This window comes from Paenibacillus tianmuensis (assembly GCF_900100345.1).
Lineage (GTDB): Bacteria > Bacillota > Bacilli > Paenibacillales > NBRC-103111 > Paenibacillus_G > Paenibacillus_G tianmuensis.
On sequence record NZ_FMTT01000014.1, the window covers coordinates 60,942 to 85,187 of the forward strand.

A 24,246-nucleotide genomic window follows, 5' to 3' on the forward strand; every position below is an offset into this window, starting at 1 on the left:
CTGCCTATCTTTCCAAGTTATCTCGCTCGGCGTTTGTTTGAGTTAGAAGGGAAAAGGCAGCCGTTTTTTTGAGAGGGCGTTTCGGTTTGTGTTTAGACAAATAGATGGAGTACAGGATCAGATTTTCGAGCGATTTTTTGCGGATCGGCGGCTCGTCGAATTTCATCGGTTTGGAGTTCGCCTCGAAAAACCAAATGTGCCCTTCTTGATCGACGCCGAGGTCCATAGACATTTCGCCTAACATATGGCCGCTGGACTTCTCGATCTGCTTCGCGATGGTGAGCGCGGCTTGTTTGGCACGGGTAATGATGCGTCTGCTTCCGGGCCCGCCGAAGGAGTACGTAAGCAGCTTGGCGGGATCGTCAATCGAACCGCCCCGTGGAACGTGGGTCGTGATGCTGAGCTTTCCGGCCAGTCTGGCGCCGATCCCTGCGACGCTCCATAGGCCTTTGCCGTTCTTTTGCACGAGCACCCGGAGATCGAACGGACGCTGCTTATAGCTGGAGAGGGGAATTCCTTGTTGAATGATGTAGTCCTTGCTCCCGATCAGCCCCTGTACTTCCGACCACAGCCGGGAGACGCTCGGGTAACGGGAGATATGGCTTTTCGTTTTTTCCTGAATGCTTAGCTCAAAAATTTTGGACTTCGTATCGAGAAGGCTTCGGCTTACTTTCATGATGCCCTTGCCGGCTTTACCGCGAATCGGCTTAAGATATAGAAACGGGTACTCGGCAAGCAGCTTATCGAGCTCCTCGCCGGAGGAGAGACGTTTCGTGACGGGAATGTAGCTCCGCGTATTCTTGGCGTGGTTGAGCCATTCGAACAAAGTCCATTTATTAAAGAAGGACGGATTGAAAAAACGGATCCGTCTCTGCCGCATGCAGGTTTGAATCACCTGCTGCACCTCGGGGAGCAGCTCGAATTTGCGGTAAGGAATCCGGTTATAAATGACGTGGGGGGCAGGGAACACCCCTCTTCTCCACGTTTTGTCGGCCGCATTGTAGGTGTATCCGACAGCTTTGCGTCCGGACAGCTTGAAATCGGTCGTCGTCATGACGTAGACGAGAACGCCGCACTCTGCACCGATTTGGATCAGGTCGATAAAATTTTCTTGATTCCCGCGAAAAATTCGCGTTTCATCCGAGTGAGTAAGAATGGCCAGCGTCGGATGTTCGCGCTTGGACGGTGCGTTGGTGTTGGTATCCACTCAGGAATCCCTCCTTGACCGAAATTGGCTCAAGTAGAGGCAGTAGTCGTGAATGTTTTGCAGCGAGGCTCTTCCTTGTTCCTTCAGCGCCGGATGCTTGAAAATGGACCGCCCCGGCTTGGAGTTCGCCTCGAACATCCAGAGGTGTTCGTTCTGGTCGATCCCGATATCGAAGCCGAGCTCGCCCAAGGTATGACGGTAATTCTTTTCGATGTCCTCCGCCAGCTTGACGGCGGTTTCTTTGGCGTTCGCCAGCACCGCGTCCGCCCGGTTGCCGAAAATTTGCCGGAGCACCTGGTCGGGAGTCATCAGCTGCCCGCCGGTGCGCACATGGGTCGTGACGCTGCCTTTGCCTGCTTTCTTGGCCCCGATGGCGGCAACGACCCATTGGTTATTGCTGTTCTTGGTCATATGGAAGCGGAAGTCGATCGGACAGTTATCAAGTTCGATCAGCCGAATCCCCTGCTGGGCAACGTAGTTGTTCAGCCTTCCGCTCTGCCGGTTAAGCAGCGACATGAGGGCCTCGAACCGGCTGAACCGCAGCAGCACATTGCGTCCCCCGCGCCGGAAACGGACAAAGTAGCCGCGCTTCGGATTGTACGTCAGGCGGAAAATGCCGATGCCGAGGCTGCCGCCCGTCGGTTTCAAATAGATGAATTTATGCTTCTCCAGCATTTCCTTAATTTGCGAAGAGGTGGGGTTGATCCGGGACTCGGGAACGAAGCGGGAAGCTTCGGTGCCTTCCAGCAAATTGTAGACATCCCATTTGTCAAAAAAAGTCCAGTTGAACAGCGGAATCCCTCTGCGAATAAACCGCTGTTTGAAAGCGTTCATCGACTCGAGCCGCTCCGTCTTCCGACTGGGCAGCCGGTTGTAGACGACATCCGGCAGCGGCATCGTCTTGCGTACCCAACCGCCTTCGCCGCGCGGGAGAATGGCTGTGACGGTCGCTTGAGACCAATTGACGCTTTGGGGGGAAAAGCCGAAGTAGAATGCATTGTCGGAGCCGACGCGCATAAATTGCCGGATAAACTCCGTCCGATTGCCGAACGGAGCGCTGTCCCCTCCCGTGACGCTGGTCAAGACCCCGATCAGCGGGCCGATGCGGATGTCTTTGCCGTTGCTGCACGTGATCATGCTGGTGCCGGCCCGGGGAATGCGAAGCTGCGTGTAAAGAAATGACGGCAAATACAGATGGTTTCCGCTCTTTTTCAACAGCTTCAAACCTGCGGATACGCTTTTGCCGCCGAGGTGCAGATGTATGTTTCGTGTCTTGGATACTTTAAGCGCCCGCGCCAATTCGCCGGAGAGGTAGACGACCCGCTCCTGACGCTGGGTGACATGAATCGTGCAAGTTGTCAAGCTCATGTTGAACCTCCTAAGAGTTTTGCCGCAGGCAAAACTTTCTCCGAAAGCGTAGGCTAAGTTTTGCCGGGCATTCGTCAAGGCTGCTTTCGCCTGACGATTGCCTGCGCACGCGGCTGCCGCAGCAAATACCGCGCGTAGCGCAGCGGGTTGGCCAGTGCGTCCAGTTTGGCTTGGTCGTCTTGTAAATAAGTAAAGATGGAGCGGCCGGGTTTGGAATTCACCTCAAGAATCCAACTATTGCCGTCCGTGTCGACACCGAAATCAATGCCGAGCTCGGCGAGCCGCCCGTGACAAGATTCCAGCGCTTCCGGAAGCCCCATAGCGAGCTGCTTCAGCTCGTGAAGGAGCTTCTCGGCGCGTGCCGGCCCGAACTCGCGGGCGAAGAACGGTCCGATGGGTTCCACCGTGCCCCCGCCGTGCAGATTGGAGGTCAGGCTGCCGTTCTGCCCCCGGCGGACGGCCATGCCGGTCAGCTTCCAGCGGCCGTCGCCGTCTTTCTGCACGAGCGCGCGCACATCGTAGGCGTCGCCGTTTTGCGACTGCAGCGGCAAATACTGCTGCAGCAAATAGCTGCGCTGCGCGACGAAGCGGCGCAGCCAGCGAAGCAGCGCCCCGGCGTCGGCGAAGCCGCACGCGACGGCGCGGTTGCGCGGATCACGCCCGCGGACGGTGAACGCAGGGGCCGCGCTTTCGCGGCGCACGAGCAGCACGCCGCGTCCCTGGGAGCCGCCACGCGGCTTCAGAATCGCTTCGCCGCACCGCCGGAGCCAATCCGCGAGCGTGCGCATGCTGCGCAGCGGCTGCGTCTCCGGCAGATGGCGGTCAAACCGGCCATCCCGCCGAAGCGCTTGCTGAACGTCCCACTTGCCCTTCAAGCCGTGGCCGAGCAGCCGGACGGAGGACTGCTGCTTAAGACCGTGCAATGCGCTCCGATAATCGGCGTACTGCCTTCGGGCGGTGAAAAAGCAGCGGTCATATACGACAGCCGGCAGGTCGAAGGTCCGGCTGACCCATTCCTTGAGTGCCGGATCATAGACATACCCGGTCACTTGCGGCCGGGACCAGTCGATGCCCTGCGGAGAAAATACGAATACCGTCAAGCCGCTGCGGCTCCCGTGGGTGCATAAACGGCGGTAGAAATCGCGGTTGGCAAAAGGCGGATGTTCATCGGTTTGCGTCGTCATGATGCCGACGGTACTTTCGTTCGGGCGGTCTGGTTTCATCATGCGCTTTACCTCGATCCGTTGGAGCTGCGTTCGTCGCAGGACCCCGAAATATCCCATATACGGGGGGCAGTTTATCGGGGGAGATCTGCTTTCCGGTTCGCCGATTCGGAAGCTTGGCGAACGGTCAAAACTTCGCCGTGAAGCGGGCGTATTGCACCAGCTTCTTGACGGAGGGACGGATCTTGCGCCCGGCCGCCAGCGGCGTATTGTCCTCCTTCGACGGCTTCGAGTTGACTTCAATCAGCCATACCCGGCCATTCGTATCGATCGCCAGATCGATTCCGAGCTCGGCATAATGGCCTTGGATCTGCGTTTCGATGCCCTTGGCAATTTGGATGGCCGCCCGCCTCAGCTTGCCTACGCCGCCGGCCGCCGCGGCAGCCCCGGAGCGTCCCAAAGCGTCCTTGACCGTTGTCAGCGTACCCCCCCGAGCCAGATTGGAGACGAAGTGATGCGTGCCGGCTATGCGGGCTACGATGGACGTAATGCCCCATTGTCCGGTTTCCCCGCGCTGCACCAAGGCCCGAAAATCGACGGGCCGGCCGTTCACGGTCAGCAAGTCGAGCCCTTGCTGAATTTGATAGCGTCGGCTTTTCAATTTGCCCGAGATGGTGCTGAACAGCTTGCCAAGGGTCGCAAAGGACTGCTTACGGGCGCCGCCCAGATTCGTAAAATGACAAATGTATCCGTCCGGTTGTTTTTTAATCCGAATGATGCCTTTCCCGAGGCTGCCGGTAATCGGTTTGAGAAACACGGTCGGATGCTTGGCGCACATCGATTTGAGAAGCTGGAGGTTCCGCAGCAAATACGACTCCGGCAAGTACTTCTGCAGACCCGCTTCCTTGTGGAGGGCATCGAATACTTCCGTCTTGTTCAAATACTTTTCATTGAAGAGCACCGCATTATGGCGACTCTTGGCTTGCGTCACAAAATGCTGCACATTGGCCCGGTTTTCCAGCTTGCGCGAGGTCAGACGGTTATACAGCACGTGCGGCACCGGAAACGTCGTTTTTTCCCAGTCGCCGGTTGCCTTGACGCGCCACCCCCGAACCTCGTCGCTCTGTCCGCGCAAATCTTCAGGCGTGCTGAAATACACCGATGCGCCATACAGCCTGCACGCCTCGGAGAGCTCGCGGCTAAAGGCGGTATTCGCCCCGAACAGCTTGTCGGCGGAATTGGCGTAAACGCGGCTGACCATGACACCGATCAGCGGGCCAAGATGAATCGTACGGGTTCCGGTTTTGTATTGAAGACAGAGTTCATCCCCGTGGGCAAGCCCCCATCGGGAAGCTAACGAACCGCTCAAGCGCAGCACGCCGGCCTTGGACGAAGAGTTGACCGAAACCTCCTCCCGGCTAGAGCCGAAACGGAGCTGGAGAGGCTGCTGCAGCGGAATCTTCCATCTTTTCACTACAGATTCGCTGAGCGTCAGAACGGAACCGTCCGAGGAAGTGCCGGCGCTTTGGATCTGGATCGTCACCTTTGTTCTTTTCATGCGGAACTCCTTCCCAGCACCGGCTTGCCGCAAGACATGCCGCAACATGCTTTGAACATTGAGAAGCGAACTACTTCATCATATGAGGGCGTCTAACCCTTGGTGAAAGAAACTACCTATATCGGGCAAGTGCCTGCAAGCCCGTCGACTCCTGCCATGACTGAAATACTTCATGTCGGAGCAAGATCCTTTTGAGCCTTCTACAAGGTGAACGTCAAATAGCCCCCAGCGAGCCTAGCTAAGCTAGCCGCGTTGGGGGCTATTTGACGCTTACTCTACAAGCAAATCATCTAACCAGGGCTAAGTGACTAGACTGTCACATTCAAGTCACTGTAAAGTTACTTCGGGCAGATATATTAAACCCATCGACAAACGGTTGGAGGGTTCAGCATGGAAATTCTAAGGATCGAACATAGTATAAATGCCTATGAACTTCTGTAAGAAGGGAAGAGAAACGCACGTGACAGAAACGAAACGGATATCGAAACCGAAGCTGTTGGAGCTGGACATCGTCCGGGCCATCGCCATTCTCGCGGTCGTGCTCATTCATTCGACGGCCGACCCCACGGTCGAGCTGCCGCCGGGCAGCGGCCCCCATGCGGTGTATCTGACGCTCAACAAGCTTTCCAGTTTTGCCGTGCCGGTATTTATCCTGATCAGCGGTCTGGTATTGTTTTACCGCTATCAGGACGACTTCGGCGGCAAGCAGGCGCTGCAGTTTTATTTGAAGCGTGTCAAGCAGGTGCTGTACCCGTATTTGGTGTGGTCGCTCTTTTATTACTTGTACAACCAGTGGATTTTTGTCGGGCAAAACCTGCACTGGAAAACGAGAGAATTTTTGGGTTTGCTAAAGTGGGGGGAAGCTTCGTATCACTTATACTTTATGATCATTATCATCCAGTTTTATTTGCTGTTTCCGCTGCTGATGTGGCTGTGCCGGACATTTCCCTGTTTCCGCAGCGGCTTGATCTGGATCGGCCTGTTCATTCAGACCGGGTTTTATGCGTATCACATCTGGGTGAAGCCGATCGGCCACATGCCTGCGCTCGCTATTAACTATTTCAGCATGTTTACGCTAGGCGGATGGATCGGTCTCCATTACGAAGCATTCGCGGCTTGGATTCGCAAGCACTTCGTCTGGGTGCTGCCGCTGACGGCGGTGCTCGGCTTCGGCTTCATGGGCTTGTCCCAGATGGAAGTGCGGCTGAAAGTCGATCTGGCCCACCCCTGGAATCACGTCTTGTATTACGCTTATGCGGCTTTTGCCGCCATGAGCTTTATCCGATTGGGCCAGTTGCTGCTGGAGCGGGCCAAAGCGGCGGCGCGCGTGCTCATGACGCTTGGAGCCGCCTCGTTCGGCATTTATTTGGCGCATCCGGCGTTGATGACCTATTACAAAATGCATGTCCTCCCGTTCAGCAGCGCCATGTCGGCTTATCATGCCTATATATTTGAGGTGTTCGCGCTTTGTCTGACGATTCCGTGGATCGCAACGTTCTTGTATGGTCAAGCCATGCGGTCGTTCCGGCGCAAGAAGCCAAAGCTAAGCCCCGGCGGGAGCGCTTAGCGAAGTTAAGGTGCTATTTTGGCCGGGACCCTCATACAATGTATCGTACAAGTTGTACGAGGGGAGGCTGGAATTTTGAAGGGGACCCGTCATATCATGGGGTTGGCCCTGGCGCTGGGCATGATGCTTTACGCCGTACCAAGGCTCGATTTCAGCGGGGGCTGGACGCTGGCTTCCGTTTTCGGCGCGGGATGGATCGCTTTTGCGCTGCTCGTCATTGCCGCACATTTGCACGAGCTGCTTGGCGTGGAGGAGGAGACGAAGCGGGAGCTGCTCAAGATCAAACGAATGAAAAAATGGCGGCTGGAGCAATCGCTGCAGGGAAGGCGCAGCCTTTTGCAGATCAAAAGATAGCGAAAAAAGTCCGTTTTCACCCCTTAAGCGGTGGGAAACGGACTTTTTTTCTGCCCCTCGGCTACACAATGAGCGAGATCGCTAACAGATCGAACAGGACGAGCGGTAAGATCACATTGCTGTAGAAGGGATTGTAGAACGAATCAGCATAAGGGCCGGGAAGCAGGGCGCGGCCGTGCTCCGGAGACATTTGCAAATACGCGTAATGATCGTCGATATTTACGATCGTGCCTTCGTAGCTGTGCCCGTGGACCGTATAGACGCGTACGGGCCTCTGCAAATATTCGGTGCATATGCTGTGAATGCGGTTCTTGCACCGGTTGAATGCTTCCGCGTCGCGCGTATCAAGCTCGTAGACGGTCCGCGTCTCGCCTGCGAATGGGTTGTCTGGCATATGGATTCCACACCTCCTATGGGGTTTCGCCTAATCCATTGTATGCTGACGGGCTGCTTTTCTAGTCCTGAGCGCAGTTTTTTTTGTGCAAAAAAAATGATAAGATATAGTACAGAGTGATACAGAATTAGAATGGATTGGTGAGACAGATGAGTGAAAACGAAACGACCAACGTGCAGGAAGCCGCAACCAAGCACGAACAAATCTTGAAATATATCGAGAGCTTGAACATCGGCAGCAAAATCTCCGTCCGCAAAATCGCCGAGATACTGGGGGTCAGCGAAGGGACGGCTTACCGCGCGATCAAGGAGGCGGATGCGATCGGACTGGTGGCGACGAAGGAGCGGGTAGGCACGGTCCGCGTCGAGAAAAAGCTGCGCGACCAGATGGATAAGCTGACGTTCGCGGAAGTCGTGAATATGGTCGACGGCGAAGTGCTCGGAGGCCTAGCGGGCCTGGACAAAACCTTGAACAAGTTCGTCATCGGCGCGATGGAGCAGGATGCGATGATGCGCTATATCGATCCGGGCAGCCTGCTGATCGTCGGAAACCGGAGCACGGCGCATCTGGGCGCGCTGGAGCAAGGGGCGGGCGTGCTGATTACAGGCGGCTTCGGGACGAGTGAGGAGGTCAAGGAGCTCGCCAACCGGCTGGAGCTTCCCATCATTTCCAGCAGCTACGATACGTTCACAGTCGCATCCTTGATCAACCGGGCGATTTACGACCGGCTGATCAAGAAGAAAATTTTGCTGATCGAGGACATCGTCCCCCAATCGATGCAGGTGTACGCGCTGAAGGCGCACCATACGCTGAAAGACTGGCAGCGGCTGCACGAGGAAACCGGGAATAGCCGTTTTCCGGTAGTGGACGAGTGGAACCGCGTTATCGGCATGATTACGTCGAAGGATTTGATCGGCGCCGAGCCGGACCAGACGATCGACAAGCGGATGACCCGGGGACCAGTGACGGCAAACACCAACACGTCGGTGGCGGCGGCGGCCCATCTGATGGTATGGGAGGGCATCGAGCTGCTGCCGATCATCGACATGAGCCGCAAGCTGACCGGCGTTATCAGCCGCAAGGACGTGCTGAAGGCGATGCAGCATATTCAGCGCCAGCCGCAGCACGGGGAGACGTTCGAGGATTTAATCTGGTCGGGCTTCTGCGAAGAGAAGGACCGGGACGGGCATCCCGTGTTCCGCGGGACGATTACCCCGCAAATGACGAACCGGCTCGGCACCGTCTCCGAAGGCGTGCTGACGGTGCTGATGACGCAGGCTGCTTATCACGCGGTGCAGGATGTCAAGAAGGGCGATCTTGTGCTGGACAACATGGCTTCGTATTTTATCAAGCCGGTGCAGATCGACAGCGCGGTGGAAATTCGTCCCCGCATTATCGAGGTAAGCCGCAAATTCGGCAAAATCGATGTCGAGATGCATCTGGACGGCGCTTTGGTGGCTAAGGCGATGCTGACGGCGCAAGTATTCGAGCCTTAGAGGAGAGCGGAAAAAGGGGGCTGCGAAGCCGTTCAAGCCCGCAAATGGCTTCACGGGCTTGGCGGGCGGCCGGAAGGACATCGTCCTCCGGTGCCGTCCCGAGATTTATGCGTTGGCGGTTTATTTCCGGCTGAACAGATTGTGATTGCGGATGCCCGCAAACAGATTGAACAAGCCGAGCAGCAGGCAGACGGTTCCGAAGATGCGGCGGGTTGCGGAATCTTCGAAGAAGAACAGCTGGGATACGGCGATCACGACAAGCATAAGCCCCATGAAGATGTTCATCCGGGCCGAATACAGGCCGCGCCGTTTCGGCTCCTGTTCCCGGCGGTAACGCACACTGAAATAGAGCGAAAATACGAGGAAGATGACGATCAGCACGCTGAGCGTCCATTGCATGGTTTGCATCTTGAGCGGCACATCCTTATGTACGGGTTCTGCTTCCACTTTAGCGATTTCCGCGCGGGAAATCAACCGGCTGTGGAAGATTACGAGAGCGGGATTCGCTTCCACTCTTTGACCGTGACCCATACCTTAAGCTCTGTTTGGGTCAGCACGATCCATTTGACGGCCTGTACGACATAATCCTTATCCAGCACGCCGACGTAAGGCTTCTCCGTCAAAATTTGCTCGTAGACGTCAGGCATCGCGGCAAAATCGGATATTTTGCGGCCGACAACGATTTTTTTCAAGTCGCCGTGAATGCGGCGCTTCAGCTCGCTTTCCGTCACCTTGTCGAGCGTCGTGTGCTCTCCGGGCTCGATATAAATGTTCAGGAGATTGATCGTCGTCTGCTGATTTTTCGTTTTGGTCAAATCGGCGATCTTGGCTTCCAGATCCACCTTGGCGGAGAGCAGCTCCCGGTTCTGCTCGATCATCATATTCAAGCGTTGATTGTATGCGCTCAGAAACAGGGCGGCGCCGATGACCATCCCGGCGACAAGGAGGCCTGCTGCATGCAAAAAACCGCCGGACGAAGCGGAAGCGGGCGTCTTCACCCCTCGCTCCCTCCTTTGCAGATCCACTGGATCAGGGTCGAGCCCATATGCGCGCCGACGAAGGCGCAGACGATGTACATGATTTGTTTGATCGCCGGGGAGATATGTCCTTCGATAAAATGCGTCTCAATCGCGCGGATCGGATCGATCGTTCCGCCGATGGCGGCGACGATCGCCCAAATTTTGATTTGCTCCGCGACGCTCGTCATCCGGTACACCGGAGGTTCGAGCGTCAATACGGCGCTAATGCCGGCCAGCATCGTCCCCCCGAGCACGACTCCGAACGCCACGAAAAAATCAAGAAAGCATCTGGATACAAATGGAGACATCGTTCCTCATCCTTTCCGGACTGTTGAGCAGCCGTTCCCAGCCGTTCGGGGCTTGGCCGACTTCGCCTTACTAATATATATGGCACACTTGTTCGCATTATGCTAAACTATGGATAAATATTTCAAACGCGGGGAGGCGGCCCGGATGGGCGATTTCGTACATTTGCATGTGCACAGCGAATACAGTCTGCTCGACGGCGCCGCGCGCATCGACGATTTGGTCGGCCGTGCGGCCGAGCTCGGCATGAAGGCGCTGGCGCTGACGGATCACGGTGTGATGTACGGCGCCATTCCTTTTTATAAAGCGTGCAAGCAGCGGGGGATCAAGCCGATTATCGGGTGCGAGGTTTATTTCACCTCGGGCTCCATCCGGCAAAAAGGCAGCCGTCAAGAGCAGCCGATCTATCACCTGATTCTGCTCGCCAAAAATAAAACCGGATATCAAAATCTGATGAAGCTGTGCTCCATTGGACATTTGGAAGGCTATCACTATAAGCCGCGGATCGATCTGGAGCATCTGGAGCGCTATGCGGAAGGGCTGATCTGCACCAGCTCGTGCCTTGGCAGCGAGGTGTCGCAGCATCTGCTGCACGGACGCTACGACGAGGCGAAGGCGGCGGCGCTGCGTTACCGTGCGATCTTCGGAGACGATTTCTTTCTGGAGCTGCAGGACCACGGCTTGACGGAACAAAAGAAAGTGATGCAGGACATGCTCCGGCTTGCCCGCGACACCGGCATTCCGCTGGTCGCGACCAACGACGCGCATTACGTTCGCGAGCCGGACCATGCGATGCAGGACATCCTCATTTGCATAGGTACGGGCAAAACGATCGACGACGAAGCGCGGCTTAAGTTTCATACATCGCAGCTTTATTTGAAAAGCCCGGACGAGATGGCAGAGCTGTTCGCCCATGCGCCGGAGGCGCTCGCCAATACGCTGGAGGTAGCCTGGCGATGCGACCTTGAGCTTGAGTTCGGGCAGTCGATTTTGCCGGAATTCGCTCCGATTCCGGACGGTATGACGGCCGGGGCGTATCTCGCCCAGCTTTGCCGGTATGGCCTTGAGCAGCGGTACGGCGCGGCCGAGGAATGGAACGACGCGGAGTGGCGGAGCAAGGTGGAAGAACGGCTGCATTACGAGCTGTCCGTCATCGAGCGGATGGGGTATTCGGATTATTTTCTGATCGTATGGGACTTCATCCGTTTCGCTCACGAGCAGGGGATCGCTACCGGACCCGGACGGGGGTCGTCGGCGGGGAGCCTCGTCGCCTATGTGCTGCGCATCACCGATGTGGACCCGATCCGCTACAGCCTGCTGTTCGAACGGTTCCTGAACCCCGAGCGGGTGTCGATGCCCGATATCGATATCGACTTCAGCGACCTCCGGCGCGACGAGGTGATCGACTATGTCGTGCGCAAGTACGGCCGGGACCGGGTGGCACAGATTATCACCTTCGGAACGATGGCCGCCAAAGGGGCGGTGCGCGACGTCGGCCGGGTGCTGAACATGCCTTACGGTGAGGTGGACCGCGCGGCCAAGCTGATTCCGCATCAGCTCGGCATGACGCTGGAGGAGGCGCTGCGCACGAGCCCCGACCTGAAGGCGCTCGCCGCGAAGCAGCCGAAGACGGCGGAGCTGCTGGAGCTGGCGATGAAGGTGGAAGGGATGCCGCGCCACGCCTCCACCCACGCCGCCGGCGTCGTCATTTCGCGCGAGCCGCTGACGCAGTACGTGCCGCTGCAGGAAGGAACCGAGCAGACGGCGCTGACGCAGTATACGATGGAGCATCTGGAAGCGATCGGCTTGTTGAAGATGGACTTTCTCGGACTGCGGACGCTGTCCATCATTGAGCGCACGCTGGAATGGATTTGCGAGCAGACGGGGACGCCCTTCGACTGGACGAAGGTACCGATCGACGATTCGGCGACTTATGCGCTGCTCAGCCGAGGCGATACGACGGGTGTTTTCCAGCTGGAGTCGGCCGGCATGCGCCGCGTGCTGAAAGAGCTGCGGCCGTCGAACTTCGAGGACATCATCTCGGTGCTCGCGCTCTACAGGCCGGGCCCGATGGAGTTTATCCCGAAGTATATCGCCTGCAAGCATGGACAGCAGCCGGTGGAATACCCGCATGAAGCGCTGGAGCCCATCCTGCGGGATACGTACGGGATCATCGTTTATCAGGAGCAGATTATGCAGATCGCTTCGAAGATGGCCGGATTCAGCCTCGGCGAAGCGGATTTGCTGCGCCGGGCAGTGAGCAAAAAGAAGCGGGAAGTGCTGGACGAGGAGCGAGCCCACTTCGTGAAAGGGAGCCTCGGCCAAGGCTACAGCGAAGCCGAGGCAAACCGGGTGTACGACATGATCGTCCGCTTCGCCGACTACGGCTTTCCGCGGGCACATGCGACGGCTTACGGTGTGCTTGCGTTCCAGACGGCGTATCTGAAGGCGCATTACCCCGTACCGTTCATGGCGTCGATGCTGACTGCAGTGACGGGCAGCCATCATAAAATTGCGGAATATGCCGACGAATGCCGCCGCATGGGCATCGCCGTGCTCCCGCCCGACGTGAACGAAAGCGGCTTTCTGTTTACGCCGGTTGCGGCTGAGAACGCCGGCGCGATTCGCTTCGGCCTCGCGGCGATCAAGAACGTCGGGACGCACGCGATCGAATCGATCATCGCAGAGCGACGTACGGGAGTCTATGCCAGCTTGATCGATTTCTGCAGGCGCGTCGACCTGCGCGTCTGCAACAAGCGCGTGATGGAGTCGCTGATTCAAGGCGGCGCGCTCGATTCGCTGCCGGGCCACCGGTCCCAGCAGCTCGCGATGCTGGAAGACGCTGTCGATGCGGCGGTCAAATGGCGCAAGGACCGCGAAGATTTGCAGCTTGTGCTCGACGGCTTCACGGAGGAGGTCAACTGGGAGGTGGAATACCCTCAGATTCCTCCGTTCACGCTGACGCAAAAGCTGGAGCTGGAGCGGGAACTGCTCGGCCTGTACATTTCCGGCAGCCCGCTCGACGATTTCGATGCGGTGCTGCAGAAGCTGGAGACGGACCTGCTGTCCCGGCTTCAGGAGTACCCGGACGGCAGCGACGTCATGGTTGCCGGGCTGGTCATCTCGAACAAGACGATCGTCACGAAAAAAGGCCAGCCGATGGCGTTTATGGAGCTGGAAGACCGTGTCGGCAAGGCGGAGGTCGTGCTGTTCCCGGAAACGTGGAAAAAGTACGCCCCGCTGGTGCAGAAGGGCAAGCCCGTGCTGGTCGTCGCCAAGCTTCAGCTCGGGGACGAAGACTACAAGCTGCTGGCCGATCAGCTTATTGCGCTGGCCGATCCGCATCTGGAGCAGAAGGCGGTTAAGCCGGCGCCGCTCCCAGCAGGCTCCTCGCGAAGCGGTCAGCGGCGCGCTTCCGGCTTCACGCCCCGCGGCACAGCTTCGGCGGCAGCTTCCCCGGCGGCGGCTCAAACATCCAGCCCCTCGCCGGGCGGGGCGGAGCGCAAGGCTGCGGACCGGCCCGTGCAGGCCGCTGAAACCGCCGTCCGCGGTTCCCGCGCCGCAACGACGGGTCAGCGCGTCTATATGCGCATTTCTCCGCAGCGCGAGCAGCCGGCGGTGCTTGAATCGCTTAAGCGGCTGATCGCCGGGCACGGCGGTCCGCTGCCGGTCGTGCTGTACTACGAGCGGACCCAAAAAACGCTCGGCTTAAGCGACCAGTACAAGGTGAAGCCGTCCCCCGAGCTGTTCGCTCGTATTGAAGAGCTGCTTGGCAAAGACAGCGTGAAAGTGAAATAAATCGCGCCTCCCCCGCATACATTTAGTAACCTGCACCCTTTCGGCGAGACGCGAGACTCGCCGGTTTGCACGCGTTACGAAATGGAACCGGAGGAGGCGTTATTTTTTCTATGTCCTGCCAACATATTGTCGAATGTTTGGAGAAACGCGGCGTTACTGTCGAACGCATAGCGGACATTGTGCGCGAATTGCAGCTTCCCTACAATCCCGCGCTTTCCGCGGAGGCGTGCATCGAGAGCGTGATGACGGTTCTCCGAAAGCGTGAAGTCCAATACGTGCTTTATACCGGAATCGCGCTGGACGAGCTGGCCGAACGGAAGGAGCTGCCCGAGCCGCTGCAGGGACTGATGGAGACGGATGCGCCCTTGTACGGCGTGGACGAGACTTTGGCGCTCGGCATTGTTCACGTATACGGCATGGTCGGGCTGACCAGCTTCGGCTATTTGGATAAGAGAAAGCCGGGCATCATTCGCGAGCTGAACGACCACCCGACACGCATTCACGTTTTTTTGGACGACCTGGTAGCGGGACTGGCCGCCGCGGCTTCGGCCCGGATCGCGCACAAGCATCAGGATGAGGCGGATGGCCTTTCGACGCAAACTTGACTGTCGGGATTTGTCGAAACGGCGCACGTTTTATCGATAAAGACCTCCCCTCCGGCATACCGAACTTCGGTTGCGGGAAAAAGTGCACTTATGATATCATTATTGCATTATGTTCGGGAGGTCCTTTTCCATGTGGACGGTTATCTATATCGCTCCGACCGCTAAAATCGCTGAAAGAATCAAGCAAAGACTTACGGAAGAAGGCTTCCTTGTTCAAGTCCGTGCTATCAACATGACCAAAAACCAATTTGAGATCGTCGTTCCCGAAGGCGAATTGGAAGAGGTTCAGGAAGTGCTGAATTCCATTTTGCATAGATCCTAAACAAGTCCCCAATACCGCAAGCGAGGTGAAAATTGTGCAATTTAAAGACTTGTTTCAGAAAAGAAAATATGCCACGGTTCCTTCCGTGGACAGGAGGGCTCCGAACCGGGTGATGGACGGAGCCATCGACGTTCCCGAAGAGCGTCCGAAACGCGAAATCCCGGAAGGCCTGATGAACAAGTGCCCCAAGTGCGGGACGATCCAGTATAACAAAGAGCTTGATAAAAACTTAAAAGTATGTACCGCTTGCGAGTACCATTACAAGCTGAATGCCGTAGAGCGGATCCAGATGACGATGGACGAAGGCCGTTTTGTGGAATTTGACAGTGAGATGGCATCCCAGGACCCGCTCGAATTCCCCGCTTACATAGCCAAGTACAACAAAGCGGTTGAGTCTACCGGCATGCAGGACGCCGTTATTACCGGCGAAGGAACGATCGGAGGGTATCCGGTTGTCGTAGCGGTGATGAGCTTCGACTTTATGGGCGGAACGCTCGGATCGGTTGTTGGCGAAAAGGTGACGAACGCGATCGAGCATGCGACCCGGACGAACCGACCGCTTATCATTTTCTCCACATCGGGCGGCGCGCGGATGCAGGAAAGCATTCTCAGCCTGATGCAGATGGCGAAAACGAGCGCGGCGCTCGCCAAGCTGAACGAGCAGGGCGGCCTGTACGTTTCCGTCATTACCGACCCGACCTTCGGCGGCGTCAGCGCGAGCTTCGCGATGCTCGGAGACTACATTATTGCCGAGCCAGGCGTGGCGTTCGGCTTTACCGGCGGACGCGTCATCGAACAGACGATGAGAATCAAGCTGCCGCCAGGCTTCCAGACGGCGGAATTCAACCTGAAGCATGGACAAGTGGACCTGATCTCGCACCGCAAAGAAATGCGCAGTACGCTGACCCGTCTTCTTAGCATGCACGGGGTAAAGGAGGAAACCGTTAATGGCTAGTGAAATGCCTTTCGAGCAGCCGCTAGTCGAGCTTCGCGCCAAAATCGACGAGCTGCGCAAGTTCGGAGCGGACAAGCAGATCGATTTCTCCGAGGAGATCAAGCGCTTGGAGCAGCGGCTGGAGCAGCTCGAAACGGAATTGTACGCCGGCATGTCGACCCGGCAAAAAATGCAGGTCGCCCGTCATCCGCAGCGCCCGACGTCACTTGATTACATTCAGCATTTGTTCACCGATTTCATCGAGCTGCACGGGGACCGTTTATTTGGCGACGACCTGGCCATTGTGGGGGGCATCGCACGCTTTAACGGCATTCCAGTGACCGTGGTCGGCCATCAGAAAGGGAAAGATACGAAGGACAACATTGCGCGTCACTTCGGCAGCCCGCATCCGGAAGGCTTCCGCAAAGCGCTGCGTTTTATGAAGCAGGCGGACAAGTTCAAGCGTCCGATCATTACGTTCATCGATACGAAAGGTGCTTACCCCGGCAATGCGGCGGAAGAGAGAGGGCAAGGGGAAGCGATCGCCCGGAATCTGATGGAGATGGCATCCTTGCGAGTGCCTGTCTTGTGCGTCGTCATCGGCGAAGGCGGCAGCGGCGGCGCTTTGGCGCTTGGCGTAGGCAACCGCGTATTTATGCTTGAGAATGCGATTTATTCGGTTATCAGTCCAGAAGGCGCAGCCTCGATTTTATATAAAGACGCTTCAAAATCGATGGAAGCCGCCGAAGCGATGAAGATTACGGCGGACGAAATTTTGAAGCTCGGCGTAATCGATGCGATCATTTCCGAACCGAAGGGCGGCGCCCATCGGGATGTTGCCGCGCAGGCGGAATCGATCAAGCAAATGTTGTGGACCCACTTGCAGGAATTGCTCAAGATGACAGAGAATGAATTAATAGAAGACCGTTATAATAAATTTAGACAAATCGGTCGGTTCACCAAGATCCAGGAGGGAAATCATGCGTAAAACAAAAATTGTGTGTACCATCGGACCGGTCAGCGAATCGCTGGACATGTTCAAAAAGCTGATTGATGCAGGGATGAACGTTGCTAGGCTGAACTTCTCCCACGGCGATTTCGAAGAGCATGGCAACAGAATCAAGAACGTGCGTCAGGCTTGTCAGGAGCTCGGCAAAAGCGTAGCCATTCTGCTTGATACCAAGGGACCGGAAATCCGGACCGGCAAGCTGAAGGACGATCAAAAAGTTGAGCTGCTTCAGGACAATCTGATCACCTTAACGACGGAAGAAGTACTCGGCGATGCCGAGCGCGTTTCCATCACATACAGGGACCTTTACAGGGATGTAAAGATCGGTTCCACCATTCTGATCGATGACGGCTTGATCGGACTGACGGTCGAGGATATCCGCGGAACGGATGTCGTGTGCCGGATTAAAAACGGCGGATTGCTTGGAGGTAAGAAAGGCGTGAACGTGCCGGGGGTGAAAATCAACCTGCCGGGCATCACGGAAAAAGACGCGAACGATATCATTTTCGGCATTCAGCAGGGAGTGGATTTTATCGCTGCTTCTTTCGTGCGTAAAGCGAGCGACGTCCTTGAAATCCGCGAAATTCTGGACCGCCATAACGCAACGCATATTCAAATCATTTCCAAAATCGAAAACCAGGAAGGCGTGGAAAACCTCGACGAAATTCTCGAGGTATCCGACGGTCTCATGGTAGCGCGCGGCGATCTCGGTGTGGAAATTCCGGCCGAAGACGTACCGATCGTGCAAAAAGCGATGATCAAAAAATGTAACCAAGTCGGCAAACCGGTTATTACGGCTACGATGATGCTGGATTCCATGCAGCGCAACCCGCGCCCGACGCGTGCGGAAGCGAGTGACGTGGCGAACGCGATCTTCGACGGCACGGACGCCGTGATGCTGTCCGGCGAAACGGCAGCAGGGAAATACCCGGTGGAGTCGGTGCAGACGATGGCCCGCATCGCCGAGCGTGCGGAAACGGCGCTGGAGTACCGGGAAATTTTCATCCGTCAAAGCAATGCGCAGCAGACGACGGTAACCGAGGCGATCAGCCAAGCGGTAGCGAACTCGGCGCTGGATCTGGACGCCAAAGCGATTCTGACTTCGACGGAAAGCGGCTATACGGCGCGTATGGTATCCAAATACCGTCCGAAGGCGCCGATTATCGCGGTAACGCCGAACGACCGCGTGCTTCGCCGTTTGTCGCTCGTATGGGGCGTTATTCCGGTGAAAGGCGAAACGTGTACTTCGACCGACCAATTGTTCGAGCATGCCGTAGATGCCAGCGTGAAGTCAGGCCTGGTCAGCCTGGGCGATCTGGTCGTGATTACCGCAGGCGTGCCGGTCGGCCGCTCCGGAACGACCAACTTGATCAAGGTTCATCAAATCGGTGAAATGATCGCCAAAGGCCAAGGGATCGGCACGCAAATCGCCACAGGCCATGTCGTGACGGCCCGCTCCGCCGAGGAAGCGAATGCGAAGACGACCGAGGGCTGCATTCTGGTTACTATTACAACCGATAAAGACTATATGCCGGCCTTCGAGAAAGCGGCAGCGGTTATTACCGAGACGGGCGGGATTACGTCCCATGCGGCGGTTGTCGGCATCAGCTTGGGCAAGCCTGTCATCGTCGGTGTGGACAACGCGATCGGCATCCTGAAAGACAACGACGAAGTATCCATCTATCCGGAAGTCGGCGTCATCTATTCCGGCCGCGCCCGCGTGCTGTAAATAGAACATCGTCGAAGCCTTACGATACAGAACCATCGGAGCGAAATCGAACAGCGGTTTCGCTCCTTTGCTTTACAACTCTAGGATTCAGGAGGTTCGTATGCAGCATGCTTTACGTGTCCGCTATCAGGAGACGGACCAGATGGGCGTCATGTATCACGCCAACTATTTGAATTGGTTTGAAGTCGGCCGAACGGAGATGATCCGCGAGTTGGGTATGCCTTATCAGGCGCTGGAGGCCCGCGGCCTGCTGCTGCCGGTGATCGAAGCGGACCTGAAATTCCGCTCGCCCGCACGTTACGATGATCTGGTGACGATTGACACCAAAGTTGTCGAATTGAGGAGTCTTCGGATCCAGTTCGCTTACGAAATTAAGCGCGGCGAGGAAGTGCTGGTCACCGGGAGAACGCAGCACGTCTGGTTGAACCGGGATTGGAAGCCGGTGCGGATCGACAGAGAAGTGCCGGATTTATATGCCCTCCTTGCCAAAGTCATGAGCTAAAGCGCATCCCGAAATTCCGCTAACCTACAAATAATGAAGGACTTGGCCTTTCTTGGTCAGGTCCTATTCCTTTTTATGCTATATTTTCCAAAATGATTCGTGCTATTGTATAATTGAAGTACAAGCGGAAGGATTGAGCGATCAAAGGGGAGAGGCACTATGGAACTGCGTCATTTGCGATACTTCGTTACCGTTGCGGAGGAGCTGCATTTCGGCCGGGCGGCTGCACGCCTCAATATGGCGCAGCCCCCGTTAAGCCAGCAAATCCGCAAGCTGGAGGAAGAGCTCGGATTCTCGTTATTTTCCCGAAGCAAGCAGCACGTTGAATTAACGGATGCGGGGAAAGTATTCCTGGAGGAGTCGCGGTCGGCTTTAGCGCGTGTGGAGCAAGCGCGCGAGACGGCGGAGAAAGCGAGCCGCGGGCAAACGGGCAGACTGGTGATTGGCTTTGTCGGTTCGGCGACCTACCACATCGTTCCGCTGCTGCAGCAGTATCGGCTGCGTTTTCCTTCGGTGGAATTGAAGCTGCATCAAATGAAGAGCGGGAACCAACTGCAAGCGCTGCACGAAAAAAGTCTCCATCTCGGCATTGTGCGCGCCTCGATTCACAGTCCATATTTGAATACGGAGCTGTTTAAGCGCGAGCCGTTTATGGCGGTGCTTCCCGAGGCGCATCCGTTGGCCAGCCGGCAAGCGCTTAGCGTCCGCGATCTGGAGGACGAGCCGTTTATTTTGTCTCCCAGGCAAAACGGTTCTACTTATCACGATGCGGTCATCCATTTGTGCTATAAGGCCGGATTTTCGCCTAACATTGCGCTGGAAGCGCCTGAAATTTTAACCGTTGTTGCCTTTGTAGCCGAAGGGATGGGGGTTGCTTTGGTTCCCGCGTCATTTCGGCACCAGCAAAATCAAGGGGTCGTTTACCGGGACATTCGGGAAGCCGCCGTTCTGGAAACAGCGTTTATTTGGCGGAAAGACGAGACGTCGCCGGTGCTGCCTGAATTTTTGAAGCTCGGCCAAGCGTTCGGCGATTGAACGGGTGTTCTTTTGCCTGCTTGATATGTTCTGCGTATCAGGAAGGACTTAACGGATATTGGACGTGATTTCCAGAGGGTCGATATACTGAAGGGGCAAAGTCAAACCATCGGGAGGAGCGAAAGAACGATGAGCGGATCATTCCAGCCCGGCCTTGAAAACGTTATCGCAAGCGAGACTGAAATTTCTTATTTGGATGTCGAAAAAGAACAAATTGTGCTGCGGGGTTACGATCTTATCGAATTGGCCAAAACCGTGACTTATTTGGACGCCGTTTCGTTAATGCTTGACGGCAGTCTGCCGACGCCCGAGTGGCGGAATGCTCTTGAGCTGAGCCTCAAGACGGAGTACGGACTGCCGGAGGATGCGCTGTCGATCCTGCGTCTGCTTCCGAAGCAAACGCATCTGATGGACGCCCTGAGAACGGGAATTTCCGCCATTGCCGGCTACGACCAGGATATCGAGGACCGGTCGCGGGAAGCGAATTACCGCAAATCGATCCGGCTGTTGGCCAAGGTACCCCAGATCGTGGCGAGCAGCTATCATGCGTCCATGCGGCAGCCTCTGGTGGAGCCCCGCCAAGACCTCTCGTACAGCGCCAACTTTTTGTACATGATTACCGGAAAGGTTCCTTCCGAAATGGAAGAGAAGACGTTCGATCAGTCGCTGATCGTCTACAGCGAGCATGAAATGCCTAACTCGACCTTTGCCGCGCGCGTCATTGCGTCCACGCAGGCCGATCTGTACGGGGCGCTGACCGGCGCCGTCGCTTCGCTGAAAGGCACGCTGCATGGCGGAGCGAACGAAGCCGTCATGAAGATGCTGCTGGAAGCGGGAGATGAGGACAGCATGGAGCCGCTGATCCTCGGCAAATTGAACCGCAAGGAGCGCATCATGGGCTTCGGCCACCGGGTGTACATGAAGAAGCCGGACCCGCGCGCGGTGCTGATGAAAGAAGCGCTGGCTGTGCTGGCGGCCGCCAAAAACGAAGAGAATCTGTACCGCATGTGCGTCATCGGCGAAGAGGTGATGAACCGCGAAAAAGGTTTGTATCCGAACCTCGATTACTATGCCGCGCCAGTTTATTATTTGCTGGGCATTCCGATCGACTTGTTCACCCCGGTCTTTCTTGCCGCCCGGACCGTTGGCGTCTGCGCGCATGTAATGGAGCAGCATGCGAACAACCGGCTTTTCCGGCCTCGTGTTCTGTACAAGGGACCTCGCGATCTGCATCCCAATTCGGCCTCGATCGGCACTTAACTGGTAGTGGGAGGAGACATCGATATGGTAGCAAACCCATCCATGGCTTATGAACAAGGACGAACCGCGTCCGCTGCGGATCAACTGTTAGTGGACATCGCGGATTACGCGCTGGAATACGAAGTCCAAAGTCCGGAAGCCCGGCGCATTGCACAGCACGTCGTATTGGATTCGCTCGGCACCGCCATTTTGGCGCTGCGCTTTCCGGAATGCGTGAAGCATCTTGGACCTGTCGTACCGGGCGTCACCGTGCCTCACGGCTGCCGGGTGCCGGGAACCCGCTATGAACTGGACCCCGTACACGGGGCGTTTAATATCGGGTGCATGATCCGCTGGCTTGATTACAACGATACGTGGCTGGCCGCGGAATGGGGCCACCCTTCGGACAATCTGGGCGGCATTTTGGCGGTAGCCGACTATCTCAGCCGCGTCCGCATCGCGGAAGGCAAAGCCCCTTTGCTTATGCGGGACGTGCTGGACGCCGCCGTGAAGGCGCATGAAATTCAAGGAGTGCTCGCACTCGAAAACAGCTTCAACCGGGTGGGGCTGGATCACGTGCTGCTGGTGAGGATCGCTTCGACGGCCGTCGTTACGGCGATGCTGGGCGGCAGCCGGGACGAAGTAGTCAACGCGCTTTCCAACGCTTGGCTGGACGGCGGCAGCTTGCGCACGTACCGGCACGCGCCGAATACAGGATCGCGCAAATCGTGGGCGGCCGGAGACGCAACCAGCCGCGCGGTCCGTCTCGCTCTCATGGCCGTCAACGGCGAAATGGGGTACGCCACCGCGCTTTCGGCCAAAACGTGGGGCTTCCAGGACGTATTGTTCCAAGGTAAGCCGCTGAAGCTTGCACGCCCGCTCGGCTCTTACGTGATGGAGAATGTACTGTTTAAAATTTCCTTTCCGGCCGAATTCCACGCCCAGACCGCCGTCGAATGCGCCTTTGCACTGCACCCGCAAATCAAGGACCGGCTGGACGAGATCGATCGGATTACGATGACGACGCACGAGTCGGCCATCCGCATCATCGATAAGAAAGGCCCGCTGCATAACCCGGCGGACCGGGACCACTGCCTTCAATACATGGTAGCGGTAGGCTTGCTGCATGGCGAGTTGACGGCAGAGCATTATGAGGATGAGGCGGCCAGCGATCCGCGAATCGATGCGCTTCGGGAGAAGATGGTCGTCACGGAAAATCCGCAGTACAGTCGGGATTACCTCGATCCGGACAAACGCTCGATTGCCAATGCCATCCAAATCCGCTTCACGGACGGGACGGAGACACCGAACGTGGAGTGCGAATACCCGATCGGTCACCGCAGACGGCGTGCTGAAGGGCTGCCGAAGGTGATCGACAAATTCGAAGCCAATCTGCTGACCAGGTTTCCTAAGCAAAAAGCGGCGCAAATCCTCGAACTGTCGCTTGACTTGGAGCGGTTGGAGCAGATGCCGGTAAACGAATACATGAATCTGTACGTCATTTAGTTTAACGGTACGGCTGCGGAATAAGACTTCCCGGGAGGAGTAACGATGGCTTGGTTGATGGAGCAGGAAAAGGACCAACGGGAGCTGGCGGCCGATTTTCGAAAACGGATGGAAGCCGGCCCGATTCTCAAAATTCCGGGTACGCACGACGGAATGGCGGCCAGAATAGCGAGGCAGTTCGGCTTCGAGGCGCTTTATTTGTCCGGTGCCGCCTATACGGCCAGCCGGGGCCTGCCGGATCTCGGGCTGATTTATTCGAATGAAGTCGCGGACCGGGCCCGCGAGCTCGTCCGCGCCTCCATGCTTCCGCTCCTGGTGGATATCGATACCGGCTTCGGCGGCATCTTGAACGCGGCCCGGACAGCCAAGGAAATGGTCGAAGCCAAGGCGGCCGCCGTCCAGATCGAGGATCAGGAAATGCCGAAGAAATGCGGCCACTTGAACGGCAAAAAGCTTGTTTCCACCGAAGACATGATGCAAAAAATCAAGACGATCAAGGAAATCAGCCCAACGCTTGTCGTCATTGCCCGCACGGATGCCAAAAGCGTAGAAGGCTTCGAAGCGGCGGTTGATCGGGCCAAGCATTATTTGGCGGCGGGAGCGGACGGGATTTTTCCGGAGGCGCTGGAGAGCGAGGAAGAGTTCAAGCGGTTCCGCGCCGCTATCGATGCACCACTGCTGGCGAACATGACGGAGTTCGGAAAAACGCCGTATTTTACCGCAGAGCAGTTTGAGGCTTGGGGCTTCAATATGGTCATTTATCCGGTAACCTCGCTGCGGGTAGCGGCCAAAGCCTATGAACGCGTATTTTCGGAAATTAGCCGAACCGGGACGCAAGCGGGATCGCTCCAAGACATGCAAACCCGCAAGGAGCTGTACGATACGATCCGCTATTACGATTACGAAGCCTTGGACGGAAAAATCGCTAAAACCGTTCTGCCGCCAACCGAGTAGATCCCTTGATTTCCAACGATTATCACGTAAAGAGTTCCTGAAGAGGCCAGTTCTTTCGGGAGCTCTTTTCGTTGTATAATGATAAAGCTCTTTTTGAATCGGCCTTGGATAAAAATTAGGTGTATTTTCCCTTGTGTTTACATAAAATTAACAAAAAGAGCGCGCTCGCTTAACATTGTCG

At 56.6% G+C, this 24,246-nt stretch carries 22 protein-coding genes; 14 read left to right on the forward strand and 8 right to left on the reverse strand.

Going from position 1 to position 24,246, the window contains the following annotated elements; all coding sequences use genetic code 11:
• Window positions 1–4 precede the first annotated feature (4 nt).
• The 4 genes from BLO51_RS11535 to BLO51_RS11550 form a co-directional block, all read right to left on the reverse strand.
• Window positions 5–1,207, reverse strand: coding sequence for a YheC/YheD family endospore coat-associated protein (locus BLO51_RS11535; protein ID WP_090671382.1), 1,203 nt, complete (start codon window positions 1,205–1,207; stop codon window positions 5–7).
• The gene (locus tag BLO51_RS11540) at window positions 1,208–2,575 is read right to left on the reverse strand and encodes a YheC/YheD family endospore coat-associated protein (protein ID WP_090671385.1); all 1,368 of its coding nucleotides are present in this window, start codon (window positions 2,573–2,575) and stop codon (window positions 1,208–1,210) included.
• Window positions 2,576–2,649: 74 nt separating this feature from the next.
• Window positions 2,650–3,801 carry a YheC/YheD family endospore coat-associated protein gene (locus tag BLO51_RS11545; protein WP_090671554.1) on the reverse strand — a complete coding sequence of 384 codons (1,152 nt, stop codon included), beginning with the start codon at window positions 3,799–3,801 and terminating at the stop codon, window positions 2,650–2,652.
• A 124-nt stretch (window positions 3,802–3,925) separates the two neighbouring features.
• Complete coding sequence (locus BLO51_RS11550; RefSeq protein WP_090671388.1) at window positions 3,926–5,296, reverse strand: YheC/YheD family endospore coat-associated protein; 1,371 nt, start codon at window positions 5,294–5,296, stop codon at window positions 3,926–3,928.
• A gap of 460 nt (window positions 5,297–5,756) precedes the next feature.
• Between BLO51_RS11550 and BLO51_RS11555 the strand changes: the two genes are divergently transcribed.
• A complete protein-coding gene (locus BLO51_RS11555; RefSeq protein ID WP_245719633.1) occupies window positions 5,757–6,863 on the forward strand; it encodes an acyltransferase in 1,107 nt (368 codons plus the stop codon).
• Window positions 6,864–6,938: 75 nt separating this feature from the next.
• Window positions 6,939–7,217: a hypothetical protein gene (locus BLO51_RS11560; RefSeq protein WP_342672350.1), complete on the forward strand. Its 279-nt coding sequence runs from the start codon at window positions 6,939–6,941 to the stop codon at window positions 7,215–7,217.
• A 61-nt stretch (window positions 7,218–7,278) separates the two neighbouring features.
• Here BLO51_RS11560 and BLO51_RS11565 read toward each other — a convergent pair whose 3' ends face one another.
• Window positions 7,279–7,611: a hypothetical protein gene (locus tag BLO51_RS11565; RefSeq protein ID WP_090671391.1), complete on the reverse strand. Its 333-nt coding sequence runs from the start codon at window positions 7,609–7,611 to the stop codon at window positions 7,279–7,281.
• 149 nt (window positions 7,612–7,760) lie between these two features.
• Here BLO51_RS11565 and BLO51_RS11570 point away from each other — a divergent pair, with 149 nt between their 5' ends.
• Window positions 7,761–9,107 carry a DRTGG domain-containing protein gene (locus tag BLO51_RS11570; protein ID WP_090671394.1) on the forward strand — a complete coding sequence of 449 codons (1,347 nt, stop codon included), beginning with the start codon at window positions 7,761–7,763 and terminating at the stop codon, window positions 9,105–9,107.
• A gap of 120 nt (window positions 9,108–9,227) precedes the next feature.
• Here the strand turns inward: BLO51_RS11570 and BLO51_RS11575 are convergent, their stop codons facing one another.
• The 3 genes from BLO51_RS11575 to BLO51_RS11585 form a co-directional block, all read right to left on the reverse strand.
• The gene (locus BLO51_RS11575) at window positions 9,228–9,515 is read right to left on the reverse strand and encodes a YtpI family protein (protein ID WP_090671565.1); all 288 of its coding nucleotides are present in this window, start codon (window positions 9,513–9,515) and stop codon (window positions 9,228–9,230) included.
• An 80-nt stretch (window positions 9,516–9,595) separates the two neighbouring features.
• A complete protein-coding gene (locus BLO51_RS11580) occupies window positions 9,596–10,105 on the reverse strand; it encodes a sporulation membrane protein YtrI (RefSeq protein ID WP_090671397.1) in 510 nt (169 codons plus the stop codon).
• Window positions 10,102–10,434, reverse strand: coding sequence for a YtrH family sporulation protein (locus tag BLO51_RS11585; RefSeq protein ID WP_090671399.1), 333 nt, complete (start codon window positions 10,432–10,434; stop codon window positions 10,102–10,104). The genes BLO51_RS11580 and BLO51_RS11585 overlap by 4 nt, the downstream gene beginning before the upstream one ends.
• Window positions 10,435–10,579: 145 nt before the next feature.
• Here BLO51_RS11585 and BLO51_RS11590 point away from each other — a divergent pair, with 145 nt between their 5' ends.
• The 11 genes from BLO51_RS11590 (at window position 10,580) to prpB (ending at window position 24,065) form a co-directional block, all read left to right on the forward strand.
• Window positions 10,580–14,230 (forward strand): DNA polymerase III subunit alpha, encoded by a 3,651-nt coding sequence (locus BLO51_RS11590; protein ID WP_090671402.1) that lies wholly within the window; start codon window positions 10,580–10,582, stop codon window positions 14,228–14,230.
• Window positions 14,231–14,340: 110 nt separating this feature from the next.
• Window positions 14,341–14,835 carry a phosphatidylglycerophosphatase A family protein gene (locus BLO51_RS11595; protein ID WP_090671405.1) on the forward strand — a complete coding sequence of 165 codons (495 nt, stop codon included), beginning with the start codon at window positions 14,341–14,343 and terminating at the stop codon, window positions 14,833–14,835.
• Window positions 14,836–14,965: 130 nt separating this feature from the next.
• Window positions 14,966–15,157, forward strand: a complete 192-nt coding sequence (locus BLO51_RS11600; protein ID WP_010496159.1) for a hypothetical protein — start codon at window positions 14,966–14,968, stop codon at window positions 15,155–15,157.
• Between the two features lie 34 nt (window positions 15,158–15,191).
• Window positions 15,192–16,112 carry an acetyl-CoA carboxylase, carboxyltransferase subunit beta gene (gene accD, locus BLO51_RS11605; RefSeq protein ID WP_090671408.1) on the forward strand — a complete coding sequence of 307 codons (921 nt, stop codon included), beginning with the start codon at window positions 15,192–15,194 and terminating at the stop codon, window positions 16,110–16,112.
• A complete protein-coding gene (locus tag BLO51_RS11610) occupies window positions 16,105–17,079 on the forward strand; it encodes an acetyl-CoA carboxylase carboxyltransferase subunit alpha (protein WP_090671410.1) in 975 nt (324 codons plus the stop codon). Before accD ends, BLO51_RS11610 begins: the two co-directional genes overlap by 8 nt.
• Window positions 17,072–18,829, forward strand: coding sequence for a pyruvate kinase (pyk, locus tag BLO51_RS11615; RefSeq protein WP_090671413.1), 1,758 nt, complete (start codon window positions 17,072–17,074; stop codon window positions 18,827–18,829). Before BLO51_RS11610 ends, pyk begins: the two co-directional genes overlap by 8 nt.
• A 100-nt stretch (window positions 18,830–18,929) precedes the next feature.
• A complete protein-coding gene (locus BLO51_RS11620; RefSeq protein WP_090671415.1) occupies window positions 18,930–19,331 on the forward strand; it encodes an acyl-CoA thioesterase in 402 nt (133 codons plus the stop codon).
• A 159-nt stretch (window positions 19,332–19,490) separates the two neighbouring features.
• On the forward strand, window positions 19,491–20,366 hold the full coding sequence (locus tag BLO51_RS11625) for a LysR substrate-binding domain-containing protein (RefSeq protein WP_090671418.1): 876 nt from the start codon (window positions 19,491–19,493) through the stop codon (window positions 20,364–20,366).
• Between the two features lie 129 nt (window positions 20,367–20,495).
• Window positions 20,496–21,626, forward strand: a complete 1,131-nt coding sequence (mmgD, locus tag BLO51_RS11630; protein ID WP_090671421.1) for a citrate synthase — start codon at window positions 20,496–20,498, stop codon at window positions 21,624–21,626.
• Between the two features lie 24 nt (window positions 21,627–21,650).
• Window positions 21,651–23,111, forward strand: coding sequence for a bifunctional 2-methylcitrate dehydratase/aconitate hydratase (locus tag BLO51_RS11635; protein WP_281180350.1), 1,461 nt, complete (start codon window positions 21,651–21,653; stop codon window positions 23,109–23,111).
• Between the two features lie 45 nt (window positions 23,112–23,156).
• Complete coding sequence (gene prpB, locus BLO51_RS11640) at window positions 23,157–24,065, forward strand: methylisocitrate lyase (protein WP_090671424.1); 909 nt, start codon at window positions 23,157–23,159, stop codon at window positions 24,063–24,065.
• Window positions 24,066–24,246: the final 181 nt, after the last annotated feature.

Bases quoted from the DNA above. Each gene is read 5' to 3' on its own strand.
- BLO51_RS11590 (WP_090671402.1), top strand. From the start codon at position 10,580: ATGGGCGATTTCGTACATTTGCATGTGCACAGCGAATACAGTCTGCTC.
- BLO51_RS11595 (WP_090671405.1), top strand. From the start codon at position 14,341: ATGTCCTGCCAACATATTGTCGAATGTTTGGAGAAACGCGGCGTTACT.
- BLO51_RS11540 (WP_090671385.1), bottom strand. From the start codon at position 2,575: ATGAGCTTGACAACTTGCACGATTCATGTCACCCAGCGTCAGGAGCGG.
- BLO51_RS11585 (WP_090671399.1), bottom strand. From the start codon at position 10,434: ATGTCTCCATTTGTATCCAGATGCTTTCTTGATTTTTTCGTGGCGTTC.
- BLO51_RS11625 (WP_090671418.1), top strand. From the start codon at position 19,491: ATGGAACTGCGTCATTTGCGATACTTCGTTACCGTTGCGGAGGAGCTG.
- BLO51_RS11620 (WP_090671415.1), top strand. From the start codon at position 18,930: ATGCAGCATGCTTTACGTGTCCGCTATCAGGAGACGGACCAGATGGGC.
- prpB (WP_090671424.1), top strand. From the start codon at position 23,157: ATGGCTTGGTTGATGGAGCAGGAAAAGGACCAACGGGAGCTGGCGGCC.
- BLO51_RS11635 (WP_281180350.1), top strand. From the start codon at position 21,651: ATGGTAGCAAACCCATCCATGGCTTATGAACAAGGACGAACCGCGTCC.
- BLO51_RS11610 (WP_090671410.1), top strand. From the start codon at position 16,105: ATGGCTAGTGAAATGCCTTTCGAGCAGCCGCTAGTCGAGCTTCGCGCC.
- BLO51_RS11545 (WP_090671554.1), bottom strand. From the start codon at position 3,801: ATGATGAAACCAGACCGCCCGAACGAAAGTACCGTCGGCATCATGACG.
- BLO51_RS11575 (WP_090671565.1), bottom strand. From the start codon at position 9,515: ATGCAAACCATGCAATGGACGCTCAGCGTGCTGATCGTCATCTTCCTC.
- mmgD (WP_090671421.1), top strand. From the start codon at position 20,496: ATGAGCGGATCATTCCAGCCCGGCCTTGAAAACGTTATCGCAAGCGAG.
- pyk (WP_090671413.1), top strand. From the start codon at position 17,072: ATGCGTAAAACAAAAATTGTGTGTACCATCGGACCGGTCAGCGAATCG.
- BLO51_RS11600 (WP_010496159.1), top strand. From the start codon at position 14,966: ATGTGGACGGTTATCTATATCGCTCCGACCGCTAAAATCGCTGAAAGA.
- BLO51_RS11565 (WP_090671391.1), bottom strand. From the start codon at position 7,611: ATGCCAGACAACCCATTCGCAGGCGAGACGCGGACCGTCTACGAGCTT.
- BLO51_RS11570 (WP_090671394.1), top strand. From the start codon at position 7,761: ATGAGTGAAAACGAAACGACCAACGTGCAGGAAGCCGCAACCAAGCAC.
- BLO51_RS11550 (WP_090671388.1), bottom strand. From the start codon at position 5,296: ATGAAAAGAACAAAGGTGACGATCCAGATCCAAAGCGCCGGCACTTCC.